This is a genomic window from Streptomyces sp. CA-243310 (assembly GCF_050936775.1).
Classification (GTDB): Bacteria; Actinomycetota; Actinomycetes; order Streptomycetales; family Streptomycetaceae; genus Streptomyces.
Genome location: NZ_JBNJMF010000001.1, coordinates 3,422,514 through 3,444,105 on the forward strand (window position 1 = coordinate 3,422,514; position 21,592 = coordinate 3,444,105).

17 protein-coding genes are annotated in these 21,592 nt (G+C 73.9%); 14 read left to right on the forward strand and 3 right to left on the reverse strand.

Translation table 11 applies throughout. From position 1 onward, the window contains the following. The first annotated feature begins 76 nt into the window (after positions 1-76). A complete protein-coding gene (locus ACQEVM_RS15045) occupies positions 77-766 on the forward strand; it encodes a response regulator transcription factor (RefSeq protein ID WP_433080019.1) in 690 nt (229 codons plus the stop codon). Continuing rightward, entirely contained in the window at positions 763-2,148 is a 1,386-nt protein-coding gene (locus ACQEVM_RS15050; protein WP_433078843.1) for a sensor histidine kinase, read from the forward strand. Before ACQEVM_RS15045 ends, ACQEVM_RS15050 begins: the two co-directional genes overlap by 4 nt. A gap of 47 nt (positions 2,149-2,195) precedes the next feature. On the opposite strand, the gene ACQEVM_RS15055 is transcribed toward ACQEVM_RS15050, so the two are convergent. Then, positions 2,196-2,807: a TetR family transcriptional regulator gene (locus tag ACQEVM_RS15055; protein WP_433078845.1), complete on the reverse strand. Its 612-nt coding sequence runs from the start codon at positions 2,805-2,807 to the stop codon at positions 2,196-2,198. After that, the gene (locus ACQEVM_RS15060; RefSeq protein ID WP_433078847.1) at positions 2,804-4,294 is read right to left on the reverse strand and encodes an MFS transporter; all 1,491 of its coding nucleotides are present in this window, start codon (positions 4,292-4,294) and stop codon (positions 2,804-2,806) included. Before ACQEVM_RS15060 ends, ACQEVM_RS15055 begins: the two co-directional genes overlap by 4 nt. 161 nt (positions 4,295-4,455) lie before the next feature. Here ACQEVM_RS15060 and ACQEVM_RS15065 point away from each other — a divergent pair, with 161 nt between their 5' ends. From ACQEVM_RS15065 to ACQEVM_RS15105, 9 genes are all read left to right on the forward strand, one after another. Continuing rightward, positions 4,456-5,166 carry an adenosylcobinamide amidohydrolase gene (locus ACQEVM_RS15065; protein ID WP_433078849.1) on the forward strand — a complete coding sequence of 237 codons (711 nt, stop codon included), beginning with the start codon at positions 4,456-4,458 and terminating at the stop codon, positions 5,164-5,166. A 168-nt stretch (positions 5,167-5,334) separates the two neighbouring features. Continuing rightward, positions 5,335-5,742 (forward strand): YciI family protein, encoded by a 408-nt coding sequence (locus tag ACQEVM_RS15070; RefSeq protein ID WP_433078851.1) that lies wholly within the window; start codon positions 5,335-5,337, stop codon positions 5,740-5,742. Between the two features lie 8 nt (positions 5,743-5,750). Then, a complete protein-coding gene (locus ACQEVM_RS15075) occupies positions 5,751-6,926 on the forward strand; it encodes an RNA polymerase sigma factor (RefSeq protein ID WP_433080021.1) in 1,176 nt (391 codons plus the stop codon). Positions 6,927-7,384: 458 nt separating this feature from the next. Continuing rightward, positions 7,385-8,419 carry a 3-oxoacyl-ACP synthase III family protein gene (locus ACQEVM_RS15080; RefSeq protein WP_433078853.1) on the forward strand — a complete coding sequence of 345 codons (1,035 nt, stop codon included), beginning with the start codon at positions 7,385-7,387 and terminating at the stop codon, positions 8,417-8,419. Between the two features lie 9 nt (positions 8,420-8,428). After that, the gene (locus ACQEVM_RS15085) at positions 8,429-9,307 is read left to right on the forward strand and encodes a hypothetical protein (protein ID WP_433078855.1); all 879 of its coding nucleotides are present in this window, start codon (positions 8,429-8,431) and stop codon (positions 9,305-9,307) included. A 4-nt stretch (positions 9,308-9,311) separates the two neighbouring features. Further along, complete coding sequence (locus tag ACQEVM_RS15090) at positions 9,312-11,339, forward strand: fatty acid CoA ligase family protein (RefSeq protein WP_433078857.1); 2,028 nt, start codon at positions 9,312-9,314, stop codon at positions 11,337-11,339. After that, entirely contained in the window at positions 11,324-12,469 is a 1,146-nt protein-coding gene (locus ACQEVM_RS15095; RefSeq protein WP_433078859.1) for an NAD-dependent epimerase/dehydratase family protein, read from the forward strand. Before ACQEVM_RS15090 ends, ACQEVM_RS15095 begins: the two co-directional genes overlap by 16 nt. Further along, positions 12,466-15,630 (forward strand): non-ribosomal peptide synthetase, encoded by a 3,165-nt coding sequence (locus ACQEVM_RS15100; protein ID WP_433078862.1) that lies wholly within the window; start codon positions 12,466-12,468, stop codon positions 15,628-15,630. The genes ACQEVM_RS15095 and ACQEVM_RS15100 overlap by 4 nt, the downstream gene beginning before the upstream one ends. Then, a complete protein-coding gene (locus ACQEVM_RS15105; protein WP_433078864.1) occupies positions 15,627-16,334 on the forward strand; it encodes a formyltransferase family protein in 708 nt (235 codons plus the stop codon). The genes ACQEVM_RS15100 and ACQEVM_RS15105 overlap by 4 nt, the downstream gene beginning before the upstream one ends. Positions 16,335-16,450: 116 nt before the next feature. Here ACQEVM_RS15105 and ACQEVM_RS15110 read toward each other — a convergent pair whose 3' ends face one another. Then, on the reverse strand, positions 16,451-16,651 hold the full coding sequence (locus ACQEVM_RS15110) for a hypothetical protein (RefSeq protein ID WP_433078866.1): 201 nt from the start codon (positions 16,649-16,651) through the stop codon (positions 16,451-16,453). A gap of 533 nt (positions 16,652-17,184) precedes the next feature. Here ACQEVM_RS15110 and ACQEVM_RS15115 point away from each other — a divergent pair. The 3 genes from ACQEVM_RS15115 to ACQEVM_RS15125 all read left to right on the forward strand — a co-directional run bounded on the left by ACQEVM_RS15115 (position 17,185) and on the right by ACQEVM_RS15125 (position 21,514). Continuing rightward, positions 17,185-18,792, forward strand: coding sequence for a phospholipase D-like domain-containing protein (locus ACQEVM_RS15115; RefSeq protein WP_433078868.1), 1,608 nt, complete (start codon positions 17,185-17,187; stop codon positions 18,790-18,792). Positions 18,793-19,071: 279 nt separating this feature from the next. After that, complete coding sequence (locus tag ACQEVM_RS15120) at positions 19,072-20,925, forward strand: VanW family protein (protein ID WP_433078870.1); 1,854 nt, start codon at positions 19,072-19,074, stop codon at positions 20,923-20,925. 97 nt (positions 20,926-21,022) lie between these two features. Beyond that, positions 21,023-21,514, forward strand: coding sequence for a hypothetical protein (locus ACQEVM_RS15125; protein ID WP_433078872.1), 492 nt, complete (start codon positions 21,023-21,025; stop codon positions 21,512-21,514). Positions 21,515-21,592 lie beyond the last annotated feature (78 nt).

The following is a 21,592-nucleotide window of genomic DNA, read 5'->3' on the forward strand; positions in this document are numbered from 1 at the left end:
GCAGACTTCCGGTGCGCCCTAAGAGGGTTCTAAGAGGTTCCGCAGCGGCCTTTGGCAGGCTTTGCCCATGAGCTCCATGAGCAGACAGCGGATTCTGGTGGTCGACGACGAACCCGAGGTGCGGGCCGCCGTGCAGGACGGCCTGGCCGTCGAGGGGTACGAGGTGCGCGGAGCCGCCGACGGGCTGGCCGCGCTGTCCGAGGTCGCGGCCTGGGAACCCGACGCCGTGGTCCTGGACGTGATGATGCCGGTGTTGGACGGCCTCGGCGTGTGCCGGCAACTGCGCGCGATGGGCGACCGGACACCCGTGCTCGTCCTGACCGCGCTGGACTCGGTGAGCGAACGGGTCGACGGGCTGGACGCGGGCGCCGACGACTACCTCGTCAAGCCGTTCGCCCTGGACGAGCTGGTGGCCCGGGTACGGGCGCTGCTGCGCCGGGCCGCGCCCGCCCAGGACGACCCGGGCGACCCCCTCGCGTACGCCGACCTCGTCCTCGACCCGGGCACCCGGACCGGCCGGCGGGCCGGGCGTCCGCTGGAGTTCAGCCGCACCGAGGCCGCGCTGCTGGAGCTGCTGCTGCGCCATCCCGGACAGGTGCTGCCGCGCGAGCTCATCCTGGAACTGGTGTGGGGCCGGGACTTCGGACCGGACTCCAACTCCCTCGCCGTGTACATCGGCTACCTGCGCCGAAAGTTGGAGGCCGGCGGTGAACCGCGGCTGGTGCACACCGTCCACGGCGTCGGCTACCGGCTGGACACCGCGTGACGGGCGCCGGCCGGCGCCGGCTGGGCGCCCCCTGGCGCAGACGCCGCCCGCTGCGGACCCGGCTGGCGGTGGCCGTCACCTCGGCCGTCGCGCTGGTCGCCGTGGGCGTGTGCACCGCGGCCTTCTTCGTCGTCCGCGGCGCCCTGTACGACCAGCTCGACCTCAGCCTCACCCAGTCCGCGCGGCTCGCCGCCGGACGCAACCCCGATTCCGGACCGGACACCCTGGCCGGGGAATGCCGCTTCCTGGCCGCGCCCGCCTGCGCGGAGGTGGTGCCGGCCGATCCCGCCAAGGACCCCGCCCGGCCGTACATCCTGCCCGTGGACGCCGGGACCAGGGCCGTCGCCGCCGGCCGGCGCGCCCCGTACTACACGAGCATCGTCCACGCCGGACACCCGACACGGATGCTCACCACCGACTACACGAAGGGGCAGGCGCTCCAGGTCGCGCTGCGCGCCGACACCGTGGAGGCCGGCATCTCCGACGCCGCCCGGTGGCTGGTGGTGATCGGCGCGGCCGGTGTGCTGCTCGCCGCCGTGCTCGGGTACTGGGTGTCACGGACCGGACTCGCACCGGTGACCCGGCTCACCGCCACCGCCGAACGGATCGCGGCCACCCGGGACCCGCGCCACCGCATCGAGCTGCCCCCGCCGGGCCGGGAGGACGAGATCACCCGCCTCGCCGGGAGCTTCAACACCATGCTGGGGGAGCTGGAACAGTCCGTCACCGCGCAACGTCGCCTCGTCGCGGACGCCTCGCACGAACTGCGCACCCCCCTGACGGCGCTGCGCACCAACGCCGAACTGCTCGCGCGCGGCGAGCGGCTGACGGTGGAGCAGCGGGATCGTGCCTCCCTCGCCCTGGGTCGGCAGCTGCGGGAGGTGACGGGCCTGGTCAACGACCTGATCGAGCTGGCCCGAGACGAGGAGCCGCAGCCGCTCGTCGAACAGGTCAGGCTGGGCCGGCTGGTGGAGCACTGCGCGCAGGCCGCGCGGGCGCACTGGCCCTCCGTGCCGATCGTGGTGCGCTCGACCGACGAGGTCGTCGTACCCGGGGTGCCGGCCCGGCTCAGCCGGTTGCTGGGCAACCTGCTGGACAACGCGGCGAAGTTCAGCCCGGCGGGCGTACCGGTGGAGGTGGAGCTGACGGTGCGGGCCGGCGGGCCCGAGCTGACGGTTCGGGACCACGGTCCGGGCATCGCGCCGCAGGACCTGCCGTACGTCTTCGACCGATTCTACCGGGCGGGGGCGGCGCGGGCCCTGCCGGGGTCGGGGCTGGGCCTGGCGATGGCGCGGCAGATCGCCCGGGCGCACGCGGCCGAGCTGACGGCGGAGGCCGCGCCGGGGGGAGGGGCCCTGTTCCGGCTGACCTTCGGCGGCTGACCGACCGGCCGCGCGCCGACCGGCCCCCGAGGACCACGCGGCGGGAATCAGTCGCCGTCGATGAGCCGCTGGAGGCCGGGGGCGTACAGGTCCGCGAGTCGGTCGGGGGGAGTGCGGCCCCCCGCGCCGTCCGGTCGGTGCAGGCTCAAGGTCGCTCCCAGACCGAGCAGTTGACCGGCGATCAATTCGGCGCGCAAGTGCGGGTCGGTGCCGGTCAGGAGCGCCGCCAGGCGGTTGGTGACCTGTTCCCGGAAGCGTTCGCGCAGCAGGGTGCGTTCGTCGTCGTTGCCGAGGGAGAACACGACCCGCAGCAGCGGATCCCCGCGGAGCCGCTCGCGCAGCCGGACCATGGTGAGGACCAGATGCCGCCCCAGCGCCCGCGGGGGCGCCGCGAACAGCTCGTCCGCCGCCGGCCGGAAGTCGGCGACCGTGTTGAACAGGGCCTCCTTGCTGCCGAACCGCTTCACGATCAGCGACGGGCTGACACCGGCGTCGGCGGCGATGCCGCGCATCGTCACCTCGGCGTAGGGGCGCAGGGTGAACGCCCGGCGGGCGGCGCGCACGATCGCGTCGCGCCCGCTCTCGCGCCCGGTCCCGGCATCGGGTTCGGCATCGGCGTCGGGCCCGCTCTCGGAGACGGACGGGTCGGTGGTGCTCATGCGCTCTCCCGGGCGGCGGACGCGGACGCGGTCACCGTGACCGTACCGCCCGACACACCGGACGCCGATCCGGCCGAGGGCAGGAAGAGGGTGGCGACCAGGGCCGCGAGCGCCGCTCCGGCGGCGATCAGGAAGATCAGCAGGTAGGCGTGCAGGGTCGGGGCGGCGCGGCCGTCGACGAGGAACGTGACGTGTGCGAGGACGGCGGCGACCACGGCGCTGCAGCAGGCCTGACCGACGGAGCGCATGAGGGTGTTCAACCCGTTGGCGGCGCCGGTCTCGCTCACCGGCACGGCCCGCATCACCAGGGCGGGCAGCGCCGAGTACGCGATGGCGGTGCCGGAGGCGACCACGGTGGCCCCGGCCACGATCAACCAGAGGCTGTGGCTGGTGAAGAACCGGACCACGTAGCCGACGGCCATGACCGCCGCGGCGAGCGCGAGCGCGGTCCGGGGCCCGTACGCGGCCGAGATGCGGGCGGAGAGCGGGGACAGGGCCACCATGGCCAGGCCGCCCGGCAACAGGCACAGGCCGCTCACCACGATGGACGCGCCGAGCCCGTATCCCGTGCTCGTCGGCTCCTGCACCATCTGGCCGGTGACCAGCGAGTTCGCGTAGAAGGCGAAGCCGATCAGCAGGGCGGCGACATTGGTGAGCAGCACGGCGGGCCGGGCCGACACGCGCAGATCGACCATGGGGGAGGTGGTCCGCAGTTCGTACCGCCCCCAGAGCAGCCCGACGACCAGGGAGGCGCCGAGCAGACCGAGGGTGCGCGCGGAGGTCCAGCCCCAGTCCGCGCCCTGGGTGATGGCGAGGAGCAGCCCCACGAGGGCGGCGCTCAGGCCGAGGGTCCCGAGCGCGTCGAAACGGCCGGGGGAGCGCAGCGGCGATTCGGGGACGATCCACAGCACGAGGACCAGGTCGAGCGTGCCGAGGGCGGCCGAGGCCCAGAACATCGTGTGCCAGTCGAAGTTCTCGATGACCACCGCGGCCACCGGGAGGCCGATCGCCGCGCCGATGCCGAGGGTCGAACTCATCAGGGCGATCGAGGACAGCACCCGCTCGGCCAGCAGCTCGTCGCGGATGATGCTGATGCCCAGGGGGATGACGGCCAGCGCCGCGCCCTGCAACGCCCGGCCGGTGATCAGGATCCCGATGTCGGAGCTGACGGCGCACAGCACGGACCCGGCCGTGAGGACCCCGAGGGACGCGAGCAGGACGCGCCGCTTCCCGTACATGTCGCCGACCCGGCCGAGGACGGGGGTGAACACGGCCCCGGTCAGCAGGGTGATGGTGACGAGCCACCCCGCGGCGCCCGGGCTCGCGCCCGTCAGGTCCGGGACGTGCGGCAGCAGCGGGACGACCAGGGTCTGCATGACGGCGACGACCACGCCGCAGAAGGCGAGGACGGGGACGATCAGGCGGGAGTGCGGGGAGGGGGCGCGGGGCGTCGTGGCGGACGCGGGGTCGGGTATCGCGGCGGGCATGCTGCTCCAGACACGGAACGTGGGGGAGGCGCACCGCAGGGGTGCACAAGCGTTCACCTCTCAGGGTAAACGCTTGTGCACCCCTGCGTCCCGCCCTCGTGTGCCTGGTGGGGCGCTCGGAGCACCGCCGGCCCCCCGTGATCATCCGGATAGGCTGCGGCATGCCCTCGACGACCCCGGACCTCTCCGCCCTCGACCGCCTTCCCCTGCTCACCCGCACGGAAGAGGGCCGGGCATGGCCGATGCTCCTGTGGGTGCCCGGCGAGGGCCGACGCATGATCGCCGGCGCGCCGCTCGGCGGTGGCATCGGCGAGCGCCGCTGGGTGCTCAACGCCCAGGTCCCCCACGGCTACCGGCGCATGGACCCGGACCGCCACCTCGCCGCACTCGCCGCGGGGGCGGGGGTCTGCGGGCCGGGCGTGGGGCTGATGACGGCCGCCGACGTGGCCGACCACGGCAGCGCCTCCGACGAGGGCGTGCACGCCCTCGCCTCCGCCGGCCTCGGCGTACGCGGCTGGGCGGCCGTTCCCGGCCCGGGGCTCCCCGGGCCGAGGGAGGCCGGGACGATCAACATCGTGGTGTCCGTGCCGGTGGCCTTCTCCGACGCGGCCCTGGTGAACGCGGTCGCCACGGCCACCGAGGCCAAGGTCCAGGCACTGCGCGACGCCGGTGTCGACGCCTCCGGCACCCCGACCGACGCGGTGTGCGTGGCCGCGCTCGTCCCCTCGGCCACCCGCCCGGGCGAGCCGTTCGCCGGTCCCCGGTCGGTGTGGGGGGCGCGGTTGGCCCGGGCGGTGCACCAGGCCACCCGGGACGCGTGCCTGCGGGCGGAGGCCCGCCGTCACGACGCGCGACGATCCACCGCCGGCTGACGAGCCGGACGGCGAGTGCGACCCGGGACACGGCTCCGAGAGCTCTTGCGTGGGCTCTTCGGAGAGAACTGAAAAAAGTTCGGGCGAGGATGTCGAGAACCCGTGCCCGGCTCCGTCCCCGGGGTGAAGGCGGCCAGAATGGCCGCACCGGCACAGAGGAGAGACATCATGGCGAAGTACCTGCTGCTGAAGCACTACCGGGGCGCCCCGGCCGCGGTCAACGACGTACCCATGGCCCGGTGGACCCCGGAGGAGATCACGGCCCACGTGCGGTACATGAACGACTTCGCGGCGCGGCTGGAGAAGACGGGCGAGTTCGTCGACGGCCAGGCACTCGCCCCCGAGGGAGAGTGGGTCCGCTACGACGGCGAGGGGCGCCCGCCGGTCACCGACGGTCCGTTCGCCGAGACCAAGGACCTCATCGCCGGCTGGATGATCATCGACGTCGACCACCACGAGCGCGCCGTCGAGCTGGCCGGGGAACTGTCCGCCGCCCCCGGGGCGGGCGGCAGGCCGATCCACGAATGGCTGGAGGTCCGCCCGTTCCTGGCCGCGCCGCCCACCATCACGGAGTGACCTCGTCCATGAACGAGGCCCTGCTCCGGAGCCTCGCCCCGAGCGTGATCGGGATCCTCGTCCGCCGCGGAGCAGACTTCGCGGCGGCCGAGGACGCCGTGCAGGACGCCTTGGTCGAGGCGGTCCGCGTGTGGCCGGCCGACCCCCCGCGGGACGCTAAGGGCTGGCTGGTCACCGTGGCCTGGCGCCGGTTCCTCGACGCCACCCGATCGGACGCCGCCCGCCGCCGGCGCGAGGACCTCGTCGAAGAGGAGCCGGCCGCCGGACCCGCGTCCGCGGTGGACGACACGCTGCGGCTGTACTTCCTGTGCGCCCACCCGTCGCTGACACCCTCGTCCGCGGTCGCGCTCACGCTGCGCGCCGTCGGCGGGCTGACCACTCGCCAGATCGCCCAGGCCTACCTGGTCCCCGAGGCGACCATGGCGCAGCGCATCAGCCGGGCCAAACGCACCGTCTCCGACGTGCGCTTCGACCGCAACGGCGACGTGGCCACCGTGCTGCGCGTCCTCTACCTGGTCTTCAACGAGGGCTACTCCGGTGACGTCGACCTCGCGGCCGAGGCCATCCGGCTCACCCGGCAGCTCGCGGCCGTGATCGACCACCCCGAGGTGGCCGGACTCCTCGCGCTGATGCTGCTCCACCACGCCCGGCGCGCCACCCGGACCCTGCCCGACGGCAGCCTCGTGCCGCTCGCCGCGCAGGATCGCGGCCGGTGGGACACCGAGTCGATCGCCGAGGGGGTCCGGATCCTGCAGGCTGCCCTCGCCCGCGACCGGCTGGGCGAGTTCCAGGCCCAGGCCGCCATCGCGGCGCTCCACGCCGACGCGCCCACCGCCGGGGAGACCGACTGGGTGCAGATCGTCGAGTGGTACGACGAGCTCGTGCGTCTGACCGACAGCCCCGTCGTCCGCCTCAACCGCGCGGTGGCCGTGGGCGAGGCCGACGGGCCGCGCGCCGGCCTGGCGGCGCTCGCGGAGCTGGACGGGACCGCCCCGGGGCCCTCGGGCACGGGACATCCCCTGCCCCGCCACGCCGCCGTGGCGGCGTATCTCCACGAGCGCGACGGCGACCTGGTGACGGCGGCGCGGCTGTACGCCGAGGCGGCCGACAAGGCACCCAACCTCGCCGAGCGCGACCACCTGACCCGCCAGGCCGCCCGGCTCAACGCCCTCGGGCGTGGCTGACGCGACGCGGTCGAGCGGACGTCCGGTCGTTCACGCGGCCGACGTCCGGACGGCCGGACGGTGGACGGTCAAGACGGACCGTGTGATTCCGGACAGGTTTTCGAAGGCGGGTGCCCGGGGGAGTCGCGTGGGCGCGGGCTCGGCGCGGGAGCCGGCCGCCCGGGCGGTGCGGCCCGGGAAGGGCGCGTGCGGCGGGTCCGCACGCGGTGCGCGCGGCCACGGGCCCGGCGGAATGTCCCGCCGAGGGTAAATGGCCGATATTCGCCCCGTCGGTCCGCTTTCGGGTGGCCGCGTAACAGGACTGACAAATCCGTACGCTACGGTAACTTCGCTGTCTGTCACCAGTGAAACACGGCGAATCACAGCGAAACACCGCGCCTTTCCGCCGGAGCGATGTGTGCTGCCCGCGTGCGCCCACCACGGAGTGAAAATTGAGCACGAATACCTTATACAGCCGTATGGAATCCATCGGATCCCATGTGCCGGCCACCACGCTGACCACCCGGGAATTGACCGGGCGAACCCCGAATCTGCGAGATGTGGACGTCGAGCGGATCACCGGAGTCGCCGAGAGGCGGGTCTACGATCCGCGTCCCGAGATCGGCGAGGACTCGTTCGGCATGGCCCTGCGCGCCGCGCGCGAATGCCTCGCCGCGTCCCGATACGAGGCCGCCGAACTGGACATCGTCATATCGGCGTCGATCACCCGTTTCAAGGACGCCGACCGCTTCTACTTCGAACCCTCCTTCGCGGGCTCCCTCGCCCGTGAGATGGGTTCCCGCTCCGCCCTGCACTTCGACGTCTCCAACGCCTGCGCCGGAATGATGACCGGCGTGTACGTACTCGATCGGATGATCCGTTCCGGCGCGGTCCGCCGCGGCATGGTCGTCAGCGGCGAGCAGGCGACCCGCGTCGCACAGACGGCGGCCCGCGAGATCGGCGACTCGTACGACCCGCAGTTCGCCTCCCTCTCCGTGGGCGACTCCGCCGCCGCGGTCATCATGGACCGGTCCGCGGACGAGGCCGACCGCATCCACTACGTGGACCTGATGACCTGTGCCGAGTACTCGCACCTGTGCATGGGAATGCCGAGCGAGCGCACCGAGGGAATCGCGCTCTACACGGACAACAAGAAGATGCACAACAAGGACCGGCTCGCCCTTTGGCCCCGATTCCACGGCGACCTGCTGTCCAAGAACGGTCGGGATTTCGCGGGTGAGGAATTCGACTACATCATTCAGCACCAGGTCGGCGCCCGATTCATCGACTATGTGAACCAGACGGGCGAGGCGGAGTTCGGCACGCCCATGCCCACCTCGCTCGCCGTCGTGGAGAAGTACGGAAACACCGCCACCACCTCACACTTCCTGACGTTGCGTGAACACCTCGCGGCGGGCACCGCCCGGCGCGGATCCACCTTCCTGCTGGTTCCCGCCGCCTCCGGCGTGGTCACCGGAGCCCTGTCGGCCACCGTCACCCACCTGGGGGTCTGAATCATGGGCATGATCATCACCGCCGCGGGTACCGCCACCGTCGACACGCGCGCCACCGGCACCCAAGCCGCCGACGCCGCCCCGGCGGCCTCCTCCGTGGTGCTCGCCGGCCGGGCCGCCCGCGATTGCCTCGACCAGACCGGTCTGTCCCCCTCGGCCGTCGGCGTCCTCGTCAACGTGGGCGTCTACCGCGAGTCGAACACCTTCGAACCGGCCCTCGCGGCCCTGGTGCAGAAGGAGGTGGGCATCAGCCTGGACTACCTCGTGGATCCCGCGGCCGGCTTCTCCTTCGACCTCATGAACGGCGCCTGCGGCGTGCTGAACGCGGTCCAGGTCGGTCAAGCGCTCCTCGACACGGGCAGCACCGAACGCCTCCTGGTCACCGCCGCCGACGTGCACCCCGGCGGCGACGCCCGCCGGGACCCCGACTACCCGTACGCGGACCTCGCCGGGGCCCTCCTGCTGGAGCGCAGCGCCGACCCCGACGCCGGATTCGGCCCCGTACGGCACTACACGGCCGACGGCCCCGGCGACACCGAGGGGTACCTGGACACCGCCGGCATGGGCGCCGAGGGCCGGACCATGATCACCGTGCGGCGCTCCCCGGACCACGACCGGCGACGCGCCGAACTCGCCGCCACCGCCATCGCGGACTACGCCTCCGCGTACGGGCTCGACCTCGACCGCACCCTTGTCATCGGTCCGGGCACCGAGACGGACGCGCTTCCCCCCGGCGAGACGGGCGAACCGCACACCGCGGCGCCCGTCCTCGGCTACCTCCACGCCCTGGCGGCCGGCCTGCCCGAGGACTGTGACCAACTGCTGTTCGTCACCGCCGGCGCCGGCCCCAGCGCGGCCTGCGCGAGCTACCGACCCGAAGGCCGGTGATCCCGTGACCACCGCGAGCCGACGACGCACGAACCCCCGGGAGGCCGCGGCAGGCGCCGCGGGCCTCGCCGCCCGGCTGGAAGGCAACGCCCTCGCCTTCCCGCACAAGCCCGCCGTCATCCACCCCGACGGTGGCCGCGAACCCGACGGACGCCCCCGCTACCGCACCCTGACCTACGGCGAGTTGCAGCAGGAGGTCGAGCGACTCGCCCACGGCCTGACCCACGCGGGCATCGGCCGGGGAACCAAGACGGTGCTGATGACTCCGCCGGGACCCGAGCTGTTCGCTCTGGTCTTCGCGCTCTTCCGGATCGGCGCCGTTCCCGTCGTCGTCGATCCCGGCATGGGCCCGCGCCGCATGCTCCACTGCTACCGGGCCGTCGGCGCCGAGGCCTTCATCGGCCCGCCGCTCGCCCACCTGGTGCGCGTCCTGGGCCGCCGCACCTTCGAGGCCGTGCGGATCCCCGTCACGCTGGGCCGCCACCGCCTGTGGGGCGGTCACACGCTGGCGCGCCTGCGGTCCGCCCCGGGCCCGCGCACCGCACCCCCCGCCGTCGGCGGGGACGACCTGCTGATGATCGGCTTCACCACGGGAAGCACCGGACCCGCGAAGGGAGTCGAGTACACCCACCGGACGGCGCTCTCGATCGCCCGTCGGATCGAGGACGCGCACGGGCGCACCCGCGACGACGTCTCCCTGGTCACCCTGCCCTTCTACGGCATGCTCGACCTGGTCTACGGATCCACGATCGTGCTCGCCCCGCTGGCGCCGGCGAAGGTCGCGCACGCCGATCCCGAGCTCCTCGTCGACGCGCTGGAACGATTCGCCGTCAGCACGATGTTCGCCTCGCCCGCCCTGCTGCGCCGCCTCGCGGACCACCTCACGACCCGCCCCCACCCCCTGCCCGACCTGCGCTGCGTGGTGTCCGGCGGGGCGCCCGTCCCCCCGTCCGTCGTCGCCGCACTGCGGGACGTCCTGGACGAGAAGGCCCGGATCCACGTCACCTACGGGGCCACCGAAGCCCTCCCGATCACCTCGATCGAGTCCGAGGAGATCCTGTCCGAAACCGCCGACCGGGCCGCGCTGGGCGCCGGAACCTGCGTCGGCCGGCCCGTACCCGGCACCCTCCTGCGGATCGCGCCCGTCACCGACGGCCCGATGCCGGCCCTCGCCCACGGGTCGGACCCGGAGCCGGGGCGCGTCGGGGAGATCCTCGTGGCCGGGGACTCCGTCAGCCCCGGCTACCACGCCGACCCGCGGGCCGACGCCCTCCACAAGGTGCCCGAGAAGGCGTACGAGGAGCCGGCCCGCGCGGGCCGGCACCCGATCGCCGGGGCCGGAACCGCACCCCGCGTCTGGCATCGCACCGGCGACCTCGGCTACCTCGACGGCAGTGGTCGACTGTGGTTCTGCGGACGGTCGGCGCAGCGCGTGCGCGCCACCGGGCACGACCTGTACACCGTGCTCTGCGAGGGCGTCTTCAACGCACACCCGCTGGTCCGTCGCAGCGCACTCGTCGGCATCGGCCCGGCCGGCGCGCAGGAGCCCGTCGTCTGCGTGGAGACCGAGTCCCCCCTCGACGCGGACGCCTGGCGCGACCTCGTCGTCGAGCTGCGCGCAGCGGCCACCCACCACGTCCCGGAACTGGCGTCCGCGCCGTTCCTGCGCCACGCGGGGTTCCCCGTGGACATCCGACACAACGCCAAGATCGGCCGTGAGGAGCTCGGCCGGTGGGCCGAACGCCGCCTCGCACCCCCGGCGCCCCCGTGGTCCCGCGCCGGCGCCCCGAAGCTGATCCCGCTCGCCGGCTGGGCCTACCTGCTCGGCGGCGCCGTCATGGCCGCCACCGCCACAGCGCCCGACGCCCCCGTCCTGCACTGGCTGTGGTGGATCGACGCCGTCCTCAGCATCGGCGTGCACGCCGCGCAGATCCCCCTCGCCCTGCCCCGGGCCCGGGCGGCCGGCCACGGACGGGCCGTCGCCGTCGCCCTCACCATGGTCTACGGCGCGACCTGGTGGCGGACCCTGTGAACATCCTGATCACCGGGGCCACCGGCTTCCTCGGCGGCCACCTCGTCGACGCCTGCGTGCGCGAGGGCCACCACGTACGCGCCCTGGTCCGTGAGGGCAGCGACACCGCACGACTCGGTTCCCTGCCCGGTGTCGAACTCGCCGTCGGCGACCTGACGGACGAGGACTCCCTGCGCGCCGCCGCCTCGGACCGGGACACCGTGCTGCACAGCGCCGCCCGGGTCGTCGACCACGGCAGCCGCGCACAGTTCCACGAGGCGAACGTCGCCGGCACGCGGCGGCTCATGGATGCCGCGCGGGCCGCCGGCGCAGGCCGGTTCGTGTTCGTCTCCAGCCCCAGCGCGCTGATGCGGATCCGCGAGGGCGACCGCCTCGACATCGACGAGACCACGCCCTACCCCGACCGCTTCTTCAACCTGTACTGCGAGACCAAGGCCCGCGCCGAACAGGACGTACTCGCGGCCCACACCGAACGCTTCACCACCGTCGCCCTGCGCCCGCGCGGCATCTGGGGACCGCGCGACCACGCCGGCTTCCTGCCCCGCATGATCGGCGCGATGCACGCGGGCCGGCTGCCCGACCTGTCGGGTGGCAAGCGGGTCCTGGTCTCGCTGTGCCACAGCGACAACGCCGTCGCCGCCTGCCTGCGGGCGGCCACGGCCCCCACCGCACGCGTGGGCGGCCGGGCGTACTTCGTCGCGGACGCGGAGCGGACCGACCTGTGGGCCTTCCTCACCGAGGTCGGCCGGCTCCTCGGCTGCGCACCGCCCGGACCGAGGATCCCGCTGCCGGTCGGCCGCGCGCTCGCCGGCGCCGTCGAGACGCTGTGGCGGCTGCGGCCCGGTGCCGAGCGGACCACACCGCCGATGAGCCGCTACACGATGGCCCTGCTCACCCGATCCACGACCTACGACACCGGTGCGGCCCGGCGCGACCTCGGCCACGAGGCGCCGCGTGACCAGGCGGAGGGCGTCCGCGCACTGGTGCGGTGGGTGGAGGACATCGGCGGGGTCGACGCGTGGACCCGCCCCGGCACCACACCGGCCCGGGGACGCCCACCCGGCCCGGCCCCCACACCCCCCACCGGCACCGCACCCGCCCGTTCCGAGCGAGGAGGCACCCCGCGATGAACCGCCCCCGACCCACCCCCCGCTACCGGCGCCCCGTCTCGCCCACCGAGCGGCTCTACCTCGCCGCCGAGCACGCCCGAGGCGGCATGGCGCTGCGCATCCTCGTCGAAGGCGAGGGCGTGCCCGACGCCGACCGCCTCCGGGCGGCGGTGGCCCGCGCCGCCGAGGCCGTCCCCGGCTCGCGGCTGGCCCGGCGGGGTCCGCTGTGGCACGCCGACGGTCCGTTGCCCCGCGTCCGGTACGCCGACGCCCGCTCCGCCGCGGCCTTCGACGTCTCGACGCCGGACACGGCCGCCCTCCTGTACGGCCCCGCGCGGCGGACCGACCCGCCCGGCTGCGAGGTGCTGGTGGTGCCCGGCCGGGCACCCGCGTCCGCCGCCGACGAGGGCGCGCCGCCGGGCACCCGCACCACGCTGGTGTTCAGCGTCTCGCACGCCCTGATGGACGGCCACGGAGCCCTGATCTGGGTGCGCGAGGTCTTCCGCGCCCTGCGCGGGGACCCGGCGCGAGCGGCCCTGGGACCCGACACCGACCGGTCACTGCTGCGCCGGCTCGGCGCCGGCGAACGCCGCCCCACGCTGCCGCCCGACCGGCCCTCACCCCTCGGCCGGGCCGCGGCAGGCCCCTCGCGGACCCTGTGGCTGCGCAGGACCCTGCCCGGACACCACGCGGCCCTCACCGCCCGCCTCGCCCAGGCCGTCACCGACGCCTCGGGCCGGCCCGGCCGGATCATGGTCCCGGTCGACCTGCGCCGGCACCGCCCCGGCGTCACGGCCACCGGCAACCTGACGCTGCCGCTCTTCCTCGACCTGAGCCCCGGCGACGACTGGACCGGCGCGCACCTCACCCTGCTGCGGGCCCTCGCCGAAGGCCGTGAACTCTCCTCCGGCTTCGAGTCGGCCCTCGCGCCGCTGCCCCTCGCCGCGTCCGCCCTGTTGCTGCGCGCCGGCCAGGCCGCCACCGGACGCGCCGACCGCCACCTCGCCTCGGCCGTCGTGTCCCACCTGGGTCGACTGGACCCGCAGGACTATGGCGGAGGGGGCTTCACGGCCACCACGGTCCATGCCCTGCCCGTCCACGCGCCCCTGGTGCCCGTCTCGTTCGTCGCGGCCGAGACCCCCGCGGGGACCGAGCTGACGATGGGGGTACGGGGCGGCCCCGATCTCGCGGACCGCGCGGAACGCTTCCTTGACCGGGCCCTGGCCCGCCTCGCGCCCACGCCCGTTCCGTCCCCCACCGGCCCGCCCTCCACCACCCGACCCCCGTCACGACTGCCGGCCCCGGTCACCGCGCCCCGGCCCGTCCCCGTCCCGGTCGCCGTCGGGACCACCGTGGTCGACCTGCTCCGCGCACAGGCGGCCCGGGCACCCCGAGCGGTCGCCCTCGACGGGCCCGAGGGGGAGGTCACGTACGCGGAACTCGATCGCCGCTCCGACGCCGTCGCCCGCGAACTGGCCGGCCGCGGCGTCGTCCGCGAGGACCTCGTCGGACTGGTCGTGGACCGGTCGCCGGCGGGCGTCACCGCCCTCTGGGGCATCCTGAAGGCGGGCGCCGCCTACGTGCCCCTCGACCCCGCCCACCCCGGAGAGCGGATCAAGGAAGTCCTCCAGGAGTGCGGCGCCCGGCTGTGCCTGACCCAGCGCCACCTCGCCGACGCGCTGACGGTGTCCGTACCGTGCCGGTTGATCCCGATCGAGGACATCCTCGACGCCGCCGACACGCAGGAAGGGGAACTGCCCCCGGCCCCCGCGCCCGGGGACCTGGCGTACGTCATGCACACATCCGGTTCCTCCGGGCGTCCCAAGGGGGTGCGGATCGAGCACGGCGGCCTGACGGGGTTCGTACGGTGGATGACCGACGTCTGTCGGGTCGACGAGGACACCCGCTTCGGGTTCGCCTCCTCCTACGCCTTCGACATCTCCTGCTTCGCGTTGTTCCTGCCGCCGGCAGCCGGCGCGACCACCGTGCTGGCCCCCGAGGCCCCCTCCCGGGCCACGCTGCGCCGTCTCCTGCACGACCACCGCGCCGACACCCTCGCGCTCACCCCCTCGCACCTCGCGCTCTGCGGGGACCGGGCGGTCGTACGCACCCTGCTGCTCGGCGGCGAGCCGCTGACGCCCGCCGCCGTCCGCTCGGCCCGGGCCGCCTTCGGCCCGGACTGCCGGATCGTCAACGGCTACGGGCCCACCGAGGCCACCGTGGCCTGCCTCGCCCACGTCGTGGACGGCGGCGAGACGACGGCGACCATCCCCCTGGGCACCGCCGGTTCCGCGGCCCGGGTCGAGCTGGTGGCCGAGGACGGCCGGGTGATCGGCACGGGGGAGGAGGACCACGGCCGGACCGGTGAGATCGTCGTCAGCGGCCGCCAGGTGGCCCGCGGCTACCTCGGTCCTCCGGACGGGGCGTCCTCCGCGTTCGGGACCCGCCCCGACGGCGTGCGCTTCTACCGCACGGGCGACCTCGGGCGCCGGCTGCCGGGCGGGGCGGTCGAGTTCGCGGGGCGCGCCGACGGGCAGCTCAAGATCGCCGGGCACCGGGTGGAACCCGCCGAGGTCGTCGCCGCGCTGGAGGCGCACCCCGCGGTGAGCCGCGCCGTCGTGGCCGCGCGCAGCCGCCCCGGCACGACCACGCCGGTGCTGTGCGCGTACGTGGTGCCGGCGAGCCCCGGGGATCCGGTGGCCGCGACGGCCCTGGACGCGCCGCGGGTCGCTGCCCCGGACCTGGCAGCGGTGCTGCGCGCGGAACTGGCCCGGCGGCTGCCCGCCCACCTGGTCCCGGCGAGGATCACGACCGTCGCCGACCTTCCCCGCACGGTCGGCGGCAAGGCGGACCTCGACGCGCTGCCCGACCCCTTCGGGGCGGGCGGGCCGGAGGCGGATCCCGCGACGGCGGGCCCGACAGCGCTCCGGGACCGGGTCGCTTGTCACTGGGCGGGGATCCTCGGGGTGGACCCGGAGGTTCTCACGGAGGGCGCGGAGTTCCGGCTCCTGGGCGGCGACTCGCTGGCCCTCGTCGAGATGCTCGACGCCGTCTCCTCGGACCTGCTCACCGAGGCCCAGGGGCGCTGGTTCATGAGCCGCCTCGAATCCCTCGTACGAGACGTCACCCTCGACCACGTCCGTGCCCATGTGGAAGCCGCCCGGAAAGAGGTACCCGCGTGATCTTCATAGGTGACGGAGCCCTGGTGCGACGAGCCGTCACCCACGCCGCCGCGCGGGGGTACGCCGTCGACCTCGTCTGCTGCGATGACCCGCGGGACGCCGCGGGCGCCCCGCACCTCGCCGCCGACGTCGACACACGGGCCGCGGACCTCGCGGGGGCCTCCACGGACGGGATCGTATGGTCCCTGAACAACCGCCGGATCCTCCGCGCCCCCGTCCTCTCCCTGGGCCTGCGCATCCTCAACATCCACAACGGTCTCCTCCCGCGCCACCGGGGTCTGCCCTCGGTCGCGCTCCTGTTCGCGCTGCTGCGCGGCGACGGCGAGTACGGCGCCACGCTGCACGAGGTCGACGCGGGCATAGACACCGGACGGGTCTTGGCGGACCGGCGTTTTCCGATCGGCCCCGACGACCGCCACCACCAGGTGATGCTGCGGGGGATCCGGGCCTGCCAAGCCCTCTTCGAGGAGACGCTCGCGGCCGTCGCCGACGGATCGGACCTGTCCGCCGGGACCGTGCGACCGTACGGACCGGCGAGCTACAACGGCCTGCGCGCACTGGACCGGCTGTCGGAGTACCGGGACCATCCGGCGTTCGCCCGGGCCACGGACCTGGGGCCGTTCGCCGTGCACGCACCGGAGTTGGCCCAGGCCGTGGCGGCCTTGGGAGGCGGTGACCGGGACCGGGCGGCGCCGCGGGCGTAGGGGTGCGCACGCGCCGTACGACCCGCGAAGCGCCGATGCGGTGCGTACGGTGCGTACGGTGCGCGAGCGTCGGAGTCCGGTACCCCGGGCCGGAGCCCGAGGGCGCGACCCGAACGTCAGTCGTTGAGGCTCTCGGCGAGCTGTCCGCCGAGCTCGTTGGCGGTCTGGCCCAGGTCGCCGCTGGTCAGGAGCGGGTCCAGGGCGGACGGTGCGGTGAGCGACGCGGGTGGGGTGTCGGCGTGGGCGGTGCCCAGGCCGAGCCCGAGGGCGGCGACGGACAGGGCGGCGGTGAGGGCCATGCGGCCGGCGGAGGTCATGCCGGGCCAAACGAGGGCCGGTCCGCCGGGACACGCTCGTCCTCCCGCCGGGGCGACGCGCGTCCGGGTGCCGGGCGCACCCAGGGGGGAACCGACCGCCGGGCAGGCGGAATGCGGACAAGCTTCACCTCTCCGTACGGGAGCGGCGCACCGGCGACGGCCCCCGACGCGCCCGTGATGACGATCGGCCGTCGTACCCGGGGCGGGGGAGCCGGTGCGCGGGGGAGGGGGCCGACGGCCCCGAGCACGTTCGGCCGTTGTCGTGTTCGGGGCGACCCGGGCACGCACGGCGACCGAGGGGCGGGGCCCGAAGAACGGGGCCGCGTGCGAGCGGACAAGGGCGGAGCGGTACGGAGGAACACGGACACAGTGTCGTAAACACCACATGTGACCCGTGGCTGAATCCGATATCCGGTGCCCATTGCGGTGCCTATCGGACTGATAGCGTCCGCGAGTTGATCTTGCCAGTCGCCCCGTCGGGACCCGTCGTGGTCGGGCGCGGTGACGGCCACCCCTCTCGCAAGGAACCCACATTGCTCCGCCCCACGCCTGCGCGGCCCACCCGCCTCGCTCCCCGGGCCGCCGTCGCGGCCGCGCTCCTCGTACTCCTGCCCGCCGCGCCGGCCGCAGCCGCCACCACACCGCACCTCGACGGGATCGAACAGGAACTCCGGCGGGTCTCACCCGGACTGGAAGGGCGGGTGTGGGAGCGCACCGACGGCAACGCCCTCGACGCCTCGACGGCCGGCGGGAGTGACTGGCTGCTGCAAACCCCCGGCTGCTGGGGCGACGCCGGCTGCGCGCGGCGGCCCGGTACCGAACGCCTGCTCGCGAAGATGACCGAGAACGTCGCCCAGGCGAAGCAGACCGTCGACATATCGACCCTGGCCCCCTTCCCCAACGGAGCCTTCCAGGACGCCCTCGTCTCCGGCCTGAAGGCGTCGGCCGCGCGGGGCAACAAGCTCAAGGTGCGCGTCCTCGTCGGCGCCGCCCCGATCTACCACCTCAACGTGGTGCCGTCGAAGTACCGGGACGAACTCGTCGCCCGACTCGGCGAGGACGCGCGGAACGTCGACCTCAACGTCGCTTCCATGACGACCTCCAAGACCGCCTTCTCCTGGAACCACTCCAAGATCCTCCTGGTCGACGGCCAGTCGGTCGTCACGGGCGGGATCAACAGCTGGAAGGACGACTACCTGGAGACGGCGCACCCGGTGGCCGATGTCGACCTCGCCCTGAAGGGGCCGGCCGCCGCCTCCGCAGGTCGCTACCTGGACGAGCTCTGGTCCTGGACCTGCCAGAACAAGGGCAACATCTCCAGCGTCTGGTTCGCCTCCTCCAACGGCGCCGCCTGCCTGCCCTCGCTGCCGAAGCCCGCCGCGGCGCCCGCGCCGCAGGGCGACGTACCGGCCATCGCCGTCGGCGGGCTCGGCGTCGGCATCATGCGCAACGACCCCACCTCGACGTTCCGGCCCCAGTTGCCGACCGCCCCCGACACCAAGTGCGTCGTCGGACTCCACGACAACACCAACGCCGACCGCGACTACGACACGGTCAACCCGGAGGAGAGCGCGCTGCGGGCGCTCATCTCCGGCGCGAACCGGCACATCGAGATCTCCCAGCAGGACCTCAACGCGACCTGCCCGCCCCTGCCCCGCTACGACATCCGCGTCTACGACGCCCTCGCCGCCAAACTGGCCGCCGGGGTGAAGGTGCGCATCGTGGTCAGCGACCCCGCCAACCGGGGCGCCGTGGGCAGCGGCGGCTACTCGCAGATCAAGTCCCTCTCCGAGATCAGCGACACGCTCCGCGACCGGCTCGCCCAGGTCACCGGGGACCGTGCAGCGGCCCGCACGACGATGTGCTCGAACCTCCAGCTCGCCACGTTCCGCGCCGCCCCCGGCGCGACCTGGGCGGACGGCCGCCCCTACGCCCAGCACCACAAGCTGATCTCCGTGGACGACGCCGCCTTTTACATCGGCTCGAAGAACCTCTACCCGGCGTGGCTCCAGGACTTCGGGTACGTCGTCGAGAGCCCCGCGGCGGCCCGGCAGCTCACGGACCAGCTCCTCGTCCCGCAGTGGCAGTACTCGAAGCAGACCGCCACCGTCGACTACGAGCGGGGCGTCTGCCCGTCCTGACCCGCGCCCCTCGCCACGCCCAGGCCCTGCGGACGGCCGCCCGCGCACCACGCGCGGGCGGCCGTCCGCGCCGCTCCCGCAGGGCTGCGGCGCTCGCCGGACGCTCGCCGGACCGAGCGGTCCGGCAGCGTGAGAACGGGCACATTTTGCCCGATATGGCAGGTATCTCCTTCATGCTGGTCATTGTTCTGGCGCGTTTCAGGTTCTCGGGTGGGTGCCAGGCGCCCCTTCGACGTACCAGGACCACCGCGTACCAGAACCACCGCCACCGGGAGAGACATGCGACGTGACAACCGCCGGACGCCCCGCAACCTGCGGATCGCCCTGACCTTGGCGGGCGGGGCCGCCGTACTCGGTTTCGGAGGCCTCTACGCCACCGCCCTGGTCGTGACGGGCGACTCCGTCGCCGACGGCACGCACGTCCACGGCGTGGACATCGGCGGAATGAGCCGCGCAGAGGCCACGGCGGCCCTGGACCGCACGCTCGGCCCGGCCGCGAGCGCCCCCCTGGAGCTGCGGATCGGCGACCGGACGGAACGGATCGCCCCCGCCTCCTTCGGTCTGTCCCTCGACACCGGCGCCACCGTCGACCAGGCCGCGAACACCGGATCGAACCCGTTCACGGTCATCGGGCGACTCTTCGCCACGCCCCGCGAGCGCGCCGTCGAGCCCGTGACCCGCATGGACGACGCCAAGAGCGCCGCCGAGGTCGACCGGCTCGCCGCCGGCGACCGCAAGGCCCGCGACGGCGACATCGCCTTCAGCGACGGCAAGCCGCGGGTCACCCAGCCCGTGACCGGCGTCGCCCTGCGCACCGAGGGCGTGCCGCAGACCGTGCGCGCCGCCTACCTGAGCCCGCAGTCGCAGTCCGGTCCCGTCGTCCTCCCCGTCGACCGAACGGACCCCGCCATAGGGCGTCAGGAGACCGATCGCGCGGTGCGCGAGTTCGCCGCGCCCGCGATGTCCGGTCCGGTCACGCTCAGCCTCGCCGGCAGGCCGATATCCATAACCCCGGCCGTGCTCGGCAGCCACCTGGACGTCGCGGCCGACGGCCAGGGCCGCCTCAAGCCCCGGCTCGACGCCAAGTCCCTGCTGGCCGACCCCGCGGTCGCCCGCCAGGTGGACGCCGCGACCCCGGAGCCGCGCAACGCCACCTTCCGGCTCGACTCCTCCGACCGGGCGGTCCTCGCGTCCGACGGACGCAGCGGAACCAAGGTCACGGACAAGGCCCTCGGCGCGGCCGTCGAACCGCTGCTGACCCGCACCGGCACCGCCGCCCGCACCGCCGAACTCAGCGGGACGCCGATCCACCCGGCCCTGACGGCCGAGGACGCGCAGCGCCTCGGGATCAAGGAGAAGATGTCGTCCTTCACCGTCGCCTTCCCGGCCGCGCCCTACCGCACCACCAACATCGGCCGGGCCGTGGACCTGATCAACGGCTCGGTCGTCATGCCCGGCGAGACGTGGAGCTTCAACAAGACGGTCGGCGAACGCACCAAGGAGAACGGGTTCGTCGACGGGATCATGATCAATGACGGCCAGTACGTGAAGTCGCCCGGCGGCGGTGTCTCGGCCGTCGCCACGACCATGTACAACGCCCTGTTCTTCGCCGGCGTGAAGCCGCTGGAGCACGGCGCCCACTCCTTCTACATCGAGCGCTACCCGGAGGGCCGCGAGGCCACCGTCGCCTGGGGCACGCTCGACCTGCGTTGGAAGAACGACTCCGGCCACGCGATCTACATCCAGGCCCAGTCCACCGACACCTCCCTGACCATCAGCTTCCTCGGTACGAAGAAGTACGACGAGATACGCGCCACCCAGGGCCCGCGCACCGCGATCACTCCGCCCGGCAAGCGCACGGGCTCCGGGGCCACCTGCGAGGTGCAGACCCCGCTGGAGGGCTTCGACGTCGCCGTCGACCGCGTCTTCGTACGGGGCGGCCAGGAGGCCAAGCGGGAGACGTACAAGACGCACTACACCCCGCGCGACGAGGTGACCTGCACCCCGCAGACCCCCGCCCCCTCGGGTGCGCCGACCGCGCCGACGACACCGGCGGGCTCGTCCGCCCCGACGGCTCGGGCCGCCGGGCAGGCGAACGCCTCCTCCGCCACGAACGGCCCGCGCGGAACCTGACCCGAACTCGTCCCATCCAGACCCACCGGCTGCATCGAATTACTTGTGTCACATCACTCACTGCTCTCACTCGGGTGAGGGCCAGGAGGTGGGATCCATGTCCGTTCCCATCCGGGTCAGACACATGGCGGTGGCCGTTGCCTCGACCGGCGTACTCGTGGGCGGCGCGGCGCTGGGAGCCGCGGCTCCCGCGATGGCCGCGCCGGCCGCGACACAGACCGTCGCGGCCTCCGTCACCGGGGACGGCGGCAAGCAGTGCGTCTGGAAGAAGGCCCACTGGGAGAAGCGGTGGGTCAAGGGCCACTGGGAGAAGCGCTGGGTCAAGGACCACTGGAAGCACGACAACGGGAACGGCAACGGACACGACGACTGGAACGGGAACGGCAACGGGAACAGGAACGGCAACGGGAAGTGGGACCGCGACCGGGACCAGGGTCAGGACCAGGGTCAGGGCCAGGGTCAGGGTCAGGGCCACGGTGAATCCCGGGGCGGTGGCCAGGGGCACTGGAAGTGGGTGTACGTCCCCGGACACTGGGACAAGGACTGGGTCAAGGGGCACTGGGACTGCTCGTACAAGCACCGCTGGTAGTTGCTTCTCCCGCACGACGGATGGTTGACGAGGGCCCGCGCCGCGGGCCCTCGTCGCTCATTTTCCCCATCCCTCCGG